At 70.6% G+C, this 10,041-nt stretch carries 12 protein-coding genes and 1 pseudogene; 3 read left to right on the top strand and 10 right to left on the bottom strand.

Annotated features, from left to right (window positions below):
* From ACR2JA_RS19160 to ACR2JA_RS19150, 3 genes are all read right to left on the bottom strand, one after another.
* Window positions 1–151 (bottom strand): VOC family protein (locus ACR2JA_RS19160; RefSeq protein ID WP_434010658.1); only part of this gene is annotated, 151 nt, incomplete at its 3' end.
* A gap of 11 nt (window positions 152–162) precedes the next feature.
* The gene (locus ACR2JA_RS19155; protein ID WP_434010656.1) at window positions 163–591 is read right to left on the bottom strand and encodes a YciI family protein; all 429 of its coding nucleotides are present in this window, start codon (window positions 589–591) and stop codon (window positions 163–165) included.
* A 105-nt stretch (window positions 592–696) separates the two neighbouring features.
* Window positions 697–1,116, bottom strand: coding sequence for a VOC family protein (locus ACR2JA_RS19150; RefSeq protein ID WP_434010655.1), 420 nt, complete (start codon window positions 1,114–1,116; stop codon window positions 697–699).
* Between the two features lie 285 nt (window positions 1,117–1,401).
* Between ACR2JA_RS19150 and ACR2JA_RS19145 the strand changes: the two genes are divergently transcribed.
* A complete protein-coding gene (locus ACR2JA_RS19145; protein WP_434010654.1) occupies window positions 1,402–1,680 on the top strand; it encodes a cupin domain-containing protein in 279 nt (92 codons plus the stop codon).
* A gap of 7 nt (window positions 1,681–1,687) precedes the next feature.
* Here ACR2JA_RS19145 and ACR2JA_RS19140 read toward each other — a convergent pair whose 3' ends face one another.
* Window positions 1,688–2,056, bottom strand: coding sequence for a YciI family protein (locus ACR2JA_RS19140; protein ID WP_434010653.1), 369 nt, complete (start codon window positions 2,054–2,056; stop codon window positions 1,688–1,690).
* A gap of 54 nt (window positions 2,057–2,110) precedes the next feature.
* On the opposite strand from ACR2JA_RS19140, the gene ACR2JA_RS19135 reads away from it, so the two are divergent.
* A complete protein-coding gene (locus ACR2JA_RS19135; RefSeq protein ID WP_434010652.1) occupies window positions 2,111–2,722 on the top strand; it encodes a hypothetical protein in 612 nt (203 codons plus the stop codon).
* A 7-nt stretch (window positions 2,723–2,729) separates the two neighbouring features.
* Here ACR2JA_RS19135 and ACR2JA_RS19130 read toward each other — a convergent pair whose 3' ends face one another.
* From ACR2JA_RS19130 to ACR2JA_RS19115, 4 genes and pseudogenes are all read right to left on the bottom strand, one after another.
* Window positions 2,730–3,374, bottom strand: a complete 645-nt coding sequence (locus tag ACR2JA_RS19130) for a JDVT-CTERM domain-containing protein (protein WP_434010657.1) — start codon at window positions 3,372–3,374, stop codon at window positions 2,730–2,732.
* Window positions 3,372–4,346: pseudogene (locus tag ACR2JA_RS19125) on the bottom strand (S8 family peptidase); the annotation flags it as partial. The gene ACR2JA_RS19130 and the pseudogene ACR2JA_RS19125, both read right to left, overlap by 3 nt.
* Window positions 4,347–4,770: 424 nt before the next feature.
* The gene (locus ACR2JA_RS19120; RefSeq protein WP_434010651.1) at window positions 4,771–5,082 is read right to left on the bottom strand and encodes a hypothetical protein; all 312 of its coding nucleotides are present in this window, start codon (window positions 5,080–5,082) and stop codon (window positions 4,771–4,773) included.
* Between the two features lie 69 nt (window positions 5,083–5,151).
* On the bottom strand, window positions 5,152–5,916 hold the full coding sequence (locus ACR2JA_RS19115) for an enoyl-CoA hydratase (protein ID WP_434010650.1): 765 nt from the start codon (window positions 5,914–5,916) through the stop codon (window positions 5,152–5,154).
* A 156-nt stretch (window positions 5,917–6,072) separates the two neighbouring features.
* Between ACR2JA_RS19115 and ACR2JA_RS19110 the strand changes: the two genes are divergently transcribed.
* On the top strand, window positions 6,073–8,352 hold the full coding sequence (locus ACR2JA_RS19110) for a patatin-like phospholipase family protein (protein ID WP_434010649.1): 2,280 nt from the start codon (window positions 6,073–6,075) through the stop codon (window positions 8,350–8,352).
* A gap of 248 nt (window positions 8,353–8,600) precedes the next feature.
* On the opposite strand, the gene ACR2JA_RS19105 is transcribed toward ACR2JA_RS19110, so the two are convergent.
* On the bottom strand, window positions 8,601–9,422 hold the full coding sequence (locus ACR2JA_RS19105; RefSeq protein WP_434010648.1) for an acyl-CoA thioesterase: 822 nt from the start codon (window positions 9,420–9,422) through the stop codon (window positions 8,601–8,603).
* A 58-nt stretch (window positions 9,423–9,480) separates the two neighbouring features.
* Window positions 9,481–10,041, bottom strand: a 561-nt coding sequence (locus ACR2JA_RS19100; RefSeq protein WP_434010647.1) for an acetyl-CoA C-acyltransferase, incomplete at its 5' end; no start/stop codon positions are given.

The raw sequence follows: 10,041 nt of genomic DNA, 5'->3' as shown, positions 1-10,041 counted from the left end.
GCAGCATGGCGTAGAAGTTTTCACCGATCTCCAGGCAGACGCCCTGCTCGTTGGTGACGCGCGGGTTGAACGAGAGGCCCAGTGACTTGAAGAAGGCCTGCGAGCGGGCCATGTCCTGGATGGGCAGGTTGACAAAGATCTGGCGAAACATGGAGCTCTCCTTCAGGGTTGTGGGGCGATGCCGTCGATGGCTTTCATCTGGTCCAGCGCAGCGCTGGGCGGGAACTCGTCGAGCTCGATCAGCTGTCGCAGCTCGATCACGGCGGACTTGCCCTTGCCGGCGGGGTTGGGAAAGCGGCGGCTCCACTCCATGGCCTCTTCGCGCGAGCGCACCTGGATCAGGGTGTAACCCGCGATCAGCTCCTTGGCTTCAGCAAACGGGCCGTCGATCACTTGGCGCCCGCCCGCTTCGTCGTGGTGGATGCGCCAACCGGTGCGGCTGGGGTGCAGGCCGCTGCCGTCGAGCAGCACGCCCGCGCGCGCCAGCTCCTCGTGGTAAGCGGCCATCTCGGCCATCAGTTCTTCGGGCGCCTCGGGTGTGGCTTCGGCCTCGAAGGCGGGGCAGGACTTGACGATGATCATGAATCGCATGGCGAGTGTTCTCCGGGTTTCAGTTTCGAGAACACCGCGGAACTGGCTTTGCCAGGCCGCAGGTGTTGCCCCCTTGAGGGGGTCGTGCGCAGCACGGAGGGGTGCTCACATGCTGGGTTGCATCATGCTGTTGTGGTTGCCCTCGGTGTCGCGAAACACCACGTACTCGCCCACGCCGGGAATGGCCATCGGCTCGCCGATGACCTCGCCGCCCGCGTCGCGCACCCGCTGCATCGCGGCGCGGATGTCGGGCACCCCGATCACCACCGAAGGGTGCTGCATCGGCCAGTCGGCCTTGAAGGGGAACAGGCCGCCATTGATCGAGCCCAGCGCGGCCTCGGGTGGCATGGGCGGGCGGGCGCCGGCTGGCGCGGTGTTGACCAGCAGGTAGTCGCCCATCTGGGGGCCGAGGAACTGGTGGGTCCAGCCGAACGCGGCGGCGTAGAAGCGAGCGGCGCGTTCGTGGTCCTGGTAGGGCATTTCAAAGTGCACGACGGCGCACATGGGCACGGTGGCGGTGGTCATGGGACGCTCCTCAGGTGGGGGTTGCACAGATGGGCTGGAGGACTTGCAGGGCCCGGGGCCGGGTGCGGCCCATCCAGTCCCCGTCGCGGCCGACGACGCGTGGTACAGGTTGGTCATGTCGTGCGCCTGCGGGGCCTCCACGTGACGACGAAGCAGCGTGCGGGTTTTCGACATGGCACCGACCTGGGAAAACCCTGAAGCGGGCGCGGTTGCGATGCACGGCGCGCGGCGGGTGCAGAGACCCATGGTGCAATGGTTTCCCGCAGCGCACAACAGGAGATGCCCATGACACCCGATGTCAACACGTTCAAAAGCGTGGCCCTGGCCGAAGGGTTTGACGAGGTCCTGGAGCGCGTGTGGGCGCCGGACACGGTGCTGGACACCCACACCCACCCGTTCGCGGCCAAGGCGCTGGTGGTGCAGGGCGAGATGTGGCTGACGGTGGGCGACACGACCCAGCACCTGGTCCCCGGCGACCTGTTCGAGCTTGAACACGGCGAGCCGCACAGCGAGCGCTACGGCGCCGAGGGTGCCACCTACTGGGTGGCGCGCCTGAACACCTGAAGGCGGGTCAGCGCGTCGCGTTGCCCTCGAAACACGGGGCCAGCGCCCGCACCTCCACCGTGCACCACTGCGCGGCCGGGCAAGCGTGGGCGTAGGCCACGGCCTGCTCGCGCGTCACGTTCTGCAGCAGGAAGAAGCCACCCACCATTTCCTTGGCCTCGGCAAAGGGGCCGTCCAGGGTCTGGGACTGGCCCGGTGCGTGGCTCACGCGCACCGCCGTGTCCAACCCCGCCAGCGACTCCACCGCCTTGAGCTGGCCGCGCGCGGCGATGCCCTCGCCAAACGCGACCATGGCGGCGTAGGCGGCACGGCCTTCGGCCTCCGTGCGGGTGGCGCGCTGGCCAACGGGTTCGTGGATCAGAAGCATGTAGGCCATGGACATACCCAGGGTGGAGGACGGTCGGGTGGTGAGAGCCCCGACAATACCGCCATGGATGCACTTGTGTTGTGGCTGCTGCTGTCGGGCGGCTTCTGGATGTTCAAACGCCACGATGAGCAGCAGCGCATCGTGCTGCTGGGTGGTTTCTTGCGCCAGTACCGGCTGGAGGAGCACATGGCGCAGCTCACCGACGGTTACCTGCGCGCGCTGGGCGAGACCGACCCCGAGCGGGCCGAACCGATCTGTCGCAACCTGGCCGCCACCGAGGAGGCGCTGCAGACCGAGCTGCAGCAACTGGCCGATGCGCTCCAGGAGGTGTGGGGCGAACGGCTGCGCGTGAGCCGCTGGCCGGTGAGCGTGCCCATGGCCACGCGACTGTTCCCGCAGCACAGCTTTGACCTGCGCGCCCTGGTGGCCCTGCACGCCCAGGGCCTGGCCGCCACGCTGCGCAACGAAGAAGGCCTGTCCACCCGCGACCGAGCGTTCCGCGCCACCGCCGAGCTGCTGCTGTTCCAGCACAGCTGCCACTGGTTCTGCCGCTCGCGCAACGTGGCCTCCGCGCGGGTGCTGATGAGGCACAAGACCACTTACGAGCAGGTGCTGGCGGCCGTGTCGCCGGCCACGCGCGAGGCCTACACCCGGCTGGTCAGCGCAGGGCGCTGAACGCAGCTCAGCGGTGCGCCGGACGCGGCGTGCGCCGACGCCACAGGCCACCCAGCAGCGCGGCCAGCAACAGCAGCGGCAGCCCCAGGTCGGCCTGTCCGGAGGGGGCTGCGGTGCAGCCCCCTCCCGTGTCGGCGGCTGCGACCGGCGCCGCGGGCTCCACGGCCGCCGGTACCAGCAGGTGATCGTTGTTCACCAGGGTCACCTCGGTGGCGCTGCCGCTGGTGCGCGCCTGGCTGGTCACGTAGCCGTCGGTGGCGGTGACCCGGGCGGTCACCGTCAGCACCAGCTCGGCCCCCGCGGCCAGGTCACCGGCCACCGCGCTCAGCGCGCTGCTGCTGCGCGACAGCGCGGTGCCCGCCACGTTGGCCGAGACCGACACGATGTCCAGCCCGGTCACGGCGGCGGTGACCTGCACGTCGGAAGCGGTGACCGTTCCCCAGTTGCGCACCTGCACGGCGAAGACGGCCTGCTCACCCTGCGCCAGACCACCGCTGACCAGGCGTTGCAGCACCTCCAGATCGGGCGCGTTGGCGGGGGCCGCCAACGCGGCGTTCACCGCCTGCCCGGCGTCGAGCAACCCACTGCCGCAAAAACCGGGGTAGCGGTCGCAATAGCTGGCGGCCGGGAACGGCCGCGCCGCGCCGCGCATCAGCGCTTGCAGCGAAGCCTGGGGCAGATCCGGGCGGGCCGACGCCATGAGCGCCAGCACGCCGGCCGCCTGCGGCGCGGCCATGCTGGTGCCGAACATCCAGGTGTAGGTGTCGCTGCCCGGCACGGTGGTGCCGGTGTTCCCGGTCGACGCCACCGAACCCGCGCTGTCGCCGCCCGGCGCACTCAGCGCCACACCCGGCCCGACGTTGGCGTAGTCAGCGCTGTCACCGCTGCGGGTATGGGCGGTGACGGCCACCACGCCCATGCAGTTGGCGGGGCTGGTGATGGCGATCACGCCCTCGTTGCCGCTGGAGGCGACGATGCTCGCGCCTTGCGCACGCACCTCTTAAACCACCGACTGGGTGATGCTGTCGCAGGTCTCTTGCACACCCAGGCTGAGGTTGAGCACCTGCGCCGGCTGGGCGTTGTCGGGGACGCCCGGTACCGGCAGGCCGGCGGCCCAGCGCATGCCCGCCTGAATGTCTGACAGAAAACCTCCGCAGCGCCCGAGCACCCGCACCGGCAGCACGCGAGCACCGTGGGCCACGCCCACGCCTTCGGTGCCGTTGGCCAGGGCACCGACCAAGCCGCTCACGTGGGTGCCGTGCCAGGAGCTGGATTCGGCCGGACAAGCCGTGGTGGCATCGGCACGGCTCACCCAGTCCCCGGGGTCCTCGGCGTCCGTGTCGCGCACCGCATCGCCGTCGTTGGAGGTCCAGTCGTCGCTGATGAAATCGTGGTCATCGCCGGTCAGCAGATTCGCCAGCAGGTCGGCGTGCGGGCGGTAGCCACCGTCGAGCACCGCCACCGTGACACCGGTGCCCGTGCTGCGGTCCCAGGCAGCGGCGGCGTTGATGCCGCCGGTCACGCTGGCAGGACTCTGCAGGTGCCACTGGAAGTACGCGGAGCGCGGGTCTGCGAAATAACGATCGTTGGGCAGGGCATGCGGCCGCACGCGCCGGTCGACCATGACCGCAGCCACCGCCGGATCGGCCCGCAGGCGGTCCATGAGCGCTTGCGCCTCGCTGGCCGGTAGCGGCCGGTCGAGCTGGGCCACGTGCAGCCGGGGCGAGACAGACTTGAGGTAATGAAGCCCCGGCGCCTGGGCCTGGCCGGCGCTGCGTGTCACGGCCGCGGCGGCAGAGACCCTGGGATCGCGCGGCGCCAGGACAACGGACGCGCCAGCCGGCGACACACCGTCCCTGTACTGGATGATCAGACGCTGCACCGGTTCGGCGGCGGTTGGTACCGGCGCAGGCCCGACCGCCTGGCCCAGCTGGCTGGCCGTGGCGATCGCCATGGCCACGAGCGTTTGCACTCGGGTACGGCGGGCAGAGAAACGGCGCGTCATGGCGATGGGGTCGGACACGGGATGCGGTTCGAGGGGTGGCGGGTCACGGCGCGGCATGGGGTCCCGACCGCGCGTCGGGCACCACATCTTGCACCAGCGGCCAGGCCAGCAGTCGCTGGCGCAGCAGAGCCGCGTCGGCCAGGCCGCTGAAACGGTAGGCATGCACGCGGGGCGACACGCTGGAAACCGCCCACACACAGCCCTGGCTCAGGGTCTGCAATTGCCGCAGGGTCTGCGGCGCGTCGCCGGCCACCGGCTCGCGGAACTGCACGATGACCCGCAGGTCGGTGGCTTGCGCCACCGCGGCCGGATCGCAGGCCGGTGGCGCCGTCTGGGCGCAGGCGCTCAGCAACACAGCCGACCACAGGCCAGCACCGACCAGACGCCACCACCCCCGACCATGCGTCATCGACCTGCTCCCGCTTCAGAGTTGCGAAAAGTCCGGCTTGCGGCGCTCCATGAAGGCGCCAAAGGCCTCCTTGGCGGCCGGCTCGCCCAGCATGCGGCCGAAGCTCGCGCCCTCTTCGGCCATGGTCGCCATCACCTGGGCGGCGTTGCCCTTCTTCATCAGGCGCTTGGTCTCGACCAGCGAGGCCAGCGGCTTGGCGGCCAGTTTGCGCGCCACGGCCTGGGCGTAGCCGGCGGCTTCGCTGGGCGGCAGCACGCGGTTGGCCAGGCCCACTTCCAGCGCGGCTTCGGCCATGAAGGGCTCGCCCAGCAGCAGCGCTTCGGCCGCGCGGTGGTAGCCCAGCATCTGCGGCACCAGCAGGCTGGACGCGGCTTCGGGGCACAGGCCCAGGTTCACGAAGGGCATGGAGAACGCGGCGTTGTCGCCGGCGTAGACCAGGTCGCAATGGAAAAGCAGCGTGGTGCCGATGCCCACCGCCGGGCCACAGACGGCGGCAATGAGCGGCTTGGGGAACCGTGCGATGGCGCGCAGGAAACGGAACACCGGTGAGTCTTCGGTGGCGGGCGGGTTGTTCAGGAAATCGGCGATGTCGTTGCCGGCGCTGAACACGGTTTCGTGGCCCTGGAACACCACGCAGCGCACGGCCGGGTCGGCCGCGGCGGCTTCGACCGCGTCGGCCAGGGTGGCGTACATGGCGGCGGTGATGGAGTTCTTCTTGTCGAGGCGGTTGAAGGTCAGCGTGGTGATGCCGGCTTCGGTGTGGACGAGGATGTCGCTCATGGTGATGTTCTTGAAAGAAAAGTGACGCCCGGGCCACCGCTGCAGCGGGCCGGCCAGGGACCGCCCGGCAAATTACCTCGAACGGGGCGCGGCGTCTGGGGTTCACCCCCCACGCGGTGGCCCTGCGGGACAGCCCGCCCCTCTACACTGCGGCGCATGCCGTCTCTGCGCCACACCCTGCACGCCACCGTCCTGTTCCTGTGCGCCGCCCTGGGCGGGCCGCCACCGGCCGCCGCCCAGCTGCTGGACACGCCCGCCGCCGGCCCCGGCCGCCCGCGCGTGGGCCTCGTGCTCTCGGGTGGCGGCGCGCGCGGCATCACCCACGTGGGCGTGCTCAAGGTGCTGGAAGAGGCGCAGGTGCCGGTGGACCTGATCGTGGGCACATCCATGGGCGCGATCATCGGCGGGCTGTACGCCAGCGGCATGAACGCCGCCGAACTCGAACGCGAGGTGCTGGCCATCGAATGGGGCAATGTGTTCGAGCGCCGCGAACCGCGGCAGCAGTTGTCGCAGCGCCGCAAGGAAGAGGACTTCGAACTCTCGCCGGTGCTGGAGCTGGGCTTTCGCAATGGCGAGTTCCGGCTGCCCACCGGGGCCGTGTCCACCCGCGGGCTGGAGGTGCTGCTGCGCCGCTACACCCTGCCCACGCGCCACCTGGCCACCTTCGACGGCCTGCCCACGCCGTTCCGCGCCGTGGCCACCGACATGGAGACCGGCCAGCCGGTGGTGATGGACCACGGCGACCTGGCCGCCGCGCTGCGCGCGAGCATGTCGGTGCCGGGCGTGTTCTCGCCGCTGGAGGTGGACGGCCGCATCCTGGGCGACGGCGGGCTGGTGGACAACCTGCCGGTGGCGGTGGCGCGGCGCATGGGGGCGGACGTGATCATCGCGGTCAACATCGGCACGCCGCTGGCGGGGCGCGAGACGCTGGGCAGCCTGCTGGGCATCACCACGCAGATGGTCAACATCCTGACCGAGCAGAACGTGCAGGCCAGTGTGGCCCTGCTCACGCCGCAGGACCTGCTGCTGCAGCCGTCCCTAGGCCCGCTCACATCGGCCGATTTTGACCGCGCGCCCGCGCTGGTGAAGATCGGCGAGGACTACGGCCGTTCGGTGCGAGAAGCCCTGAAGCGCTTCGCGGCCGACCCCGCGCGCTACGCGCAATGGCAGGCACAACGCGACCAGCAGGCGCAGGCCAACACGGCACGCAACGGCACCATCAGCGCGATCCGTTTCGAGGGGGTGAACGAAACGCGCGCACAGCGGCTGGCGCGCACGCTGGACACCCTGCCGGGCATGCCGGTGGACGTGGCCGCGATCGAAGAGGACCTGCAGAAACTGGCCGCCAGCGGCGACTACGAGCGGGTGGACTACCGCCTGCAGCGCCTGGGCGACGGTGAGGCGCTGCAGGTGCAGCTGCGCGAGAACGACTGGGGGCCCAACTACCTCAAGCTCGGCCTGGACCTGCGCACCGACTTCGAAGGCCAGGGCGACTTCAACCTGCGCATCAGCCACAACCGGCACTGGCTCAACGACCAGGGCGCGGAGTGGCGCAACCGCCTGCAGCTCGGGCGCACGCTGGCCGCCTACTCCGAGGTCTACCAGCCCCTGGGCGGGGTGGGTGACCGGTTTGTGTCGGGCTATGTGGACGCTCACCAGCAGCGCGTGGAGCTGTACGGCGACGACGGGGAACAGGCCGCCATCGGTTTCCGGCAAAGCGTCAAGCTGGGCGCCGACATCGGCTGGCCCATGGGTCTGCGCAGCGAGTTCGGCGACATGCGGGTGGGCGTGGTCGGCTCGCTGCACCGCGCGGTGCCCGAACTGGTGAGCAGCCAGCTGGCCGCCACCGGTCTGGTGGTGTCCACCCAGCGCTGGCGCGAGCTGGGCCTGCGCGCCGCGGTGATCGCCGACCAGCTGGACTTTGCGAATTTCCCGTCGGCGGGCTACCGCGCCAAGGGCGAGCTGGTGGTGGGCCGGCGCGCCTATTCGGCCGGTGGCAGCAGCGGCTTCACGCGCCTGGAAGGCAGCTTCACCGGCGTGCGCACCTGGGGCCGGCACAGCTTCAACGTCGGCGCACGGCTGGCCCACGCCAGCCAGATCCCGCTCGGCGCCATCGACGAGTTCTCGCTCGGGGGCTTCCAGCAACTCTCGGGCTACCGCGTCGGCCAGGTGGCCGGCAACTACCTGCTGTTCGGGCGCCTGACCTGGTACCGCCGAATGGACTGGAGCCCCGGCGTGGCACGCGCACTGTTCGCCGGCGCTTCGCTGGAAGCCGGCAACGCCTGGCTGGACCGCAGCGACATCGGCTGGAAGGGATTGCGCGCCGGCTCCAGCCTGTTCGTGGGCGCCGACACCGGGCTGGGACCGCTGTACCTGAGCCTGGTGCACGCACCCAAGGGCTACACGGGGCTGTACCTGTTCCTCGGCAGGCCGTAGGAGGCTGTCGGACTTGGGGCTACCCGGCGGCTGGCGCGTTGAAGCCCCCACGCTCCGCCGCTGCGCGGGTCGCTGCCCCCCGAGGGGGTGCGAATTCAGCTTGGGAACGGCCCGGCGCTGAATTCATCTGCCCCCACGCTCCGCCGCTGCGCGGGTCGCTGCCCCCCCGAGGGGGCTGGGCCTGCCTTGGGGCGGCCCGGCAGCTGGCCCGTCAAGCCCCCACGCTCCGCCCGCCGCTGGCCGCGGGCTTACTCCTTGTAGTACACGACCTGATGGCTGGAACACAGCAGATGGCCGGTCTCGCTCCAGAGCAGCGCCGTCTGGTCGAAGAAGCCGTTGCGGAACGCCTGGGCACGGGCCTGGCCCAGCACCCAGCCGTGCCCCACCTCGGCCAGCTGCGCCGATCCGGCATGGAAGTACACCGTCATCGACACCGTGCCCGCTGGCACACGCGTGGCGCGGCGCAGCCAGATGCGCGGAAAGAACACATCGGCCAGCGCGGCCAGACCGCTCAGGTCCAGCGCACGCGGCGCCGCGTCGCGCATCCACAGGCGCGAGCGGCTGTCGCTGCCGCTGCCGTCCCAGGTGTGCGGGATCGCACCTTCCACCGGACGCATCTCGTAGCGCTGGATCCAAGCCACCGGCGAGGGCACGGTGTAGGGCGGCAACTCCCCTGGCCGGGGCACCGCCGGCAAGGGCTCATCGTCCACGCTCCAGGTGGTTCGGCGCGCCGCGGTGACGACCGACGCCGTGACCACCGTCTCGGCCGCGCCGGACGGCCCCGGCTGCGTGACCGACACCACCCAGTGCTGGGTGGAACGGTTGGTGCGCACCGGCTGGGCCGACACGGCGAACGGGCCATCGGCCAGCGCTGCACAGAAGTTCACCGTCAGCGACAGCGGTTCGCCCAGCAGCGCCGGGTGCTGCAGGACCGCGTTCAGCGCTGTGGCGGCCGTGATGCCCCCGAACGGTCCCACCATGTTGGCGTAGGCCGGCGAGGTGGCGCCGGTGTAACAGTCGTCGCCGGTGGCAGTGAGCGCGATGGCCTGGTCAAAAACGTGTGAGTGCATCGCGCCAGTTTGCCGGCACCCACGGTCGCGCGCAGTCCGGCACGCGACCGTGAGGGGATCAGACGCGCTCGAAGATGCCCGCCGCCCCCTGCCCCATGCCCACGCACATCGTCACCATGCCGTACTTCTTGTTGTGGCGGCGCAGGGCGTGCACCACGGTGGCCGAGCGGATGGCGCCGGTGGCGCCCAGCGGGTGGCCCAGCGCGATGGCGCCGCCCATGGGGTTGACCTTGACCGGGTCCAAGCCCAGGGTGTTCATGACGGCCAACGACTGCGCGGCGAAGGCCTCGTTGAGCTCGAACCAGTCGATCTGGTCCTGCGTCAGCCCGGCGTTCTTCAACGCGGCCGGGATGGCTTCGACCGGGCCGATGCCCATGATGTGCGGCGGCACGCCGCGGCTGGCGTAGCTCACGAAGCGCGCCAGCGGCGTCAGGTTGTAGCGCTTCAGCGCGGCCTCACTCACCAGGATCAGCGCACCCGCGCCATCGCTGGTCTGCGAGCTGTTGCCCGCCGTGACCGAACCGCGCGCGGCGAACACGGTGCGCAGCTTGGCCAGGCCTTCGAGCGTGGTGTCGGGGCGTGCGCCCTCGTCCAGGCTGATGATGCGGCTGCTGGTCGA

It is taken from the genome of Hydrogenophaga sp. (assembly GCF_051007235.1).
Taxonomy (GTDB): domain Bacteria; phylum Pseudomonadota; class Gammaproteobacteria; order Burkholderiales; family Burkholderiaceae_C; genus Hydrogenophaga.
The sequence above is the reverse complement of the archived record's forward strand: the minus strand, read 5'-3'. Positions and strand labels throughout refer to the sequence as shown.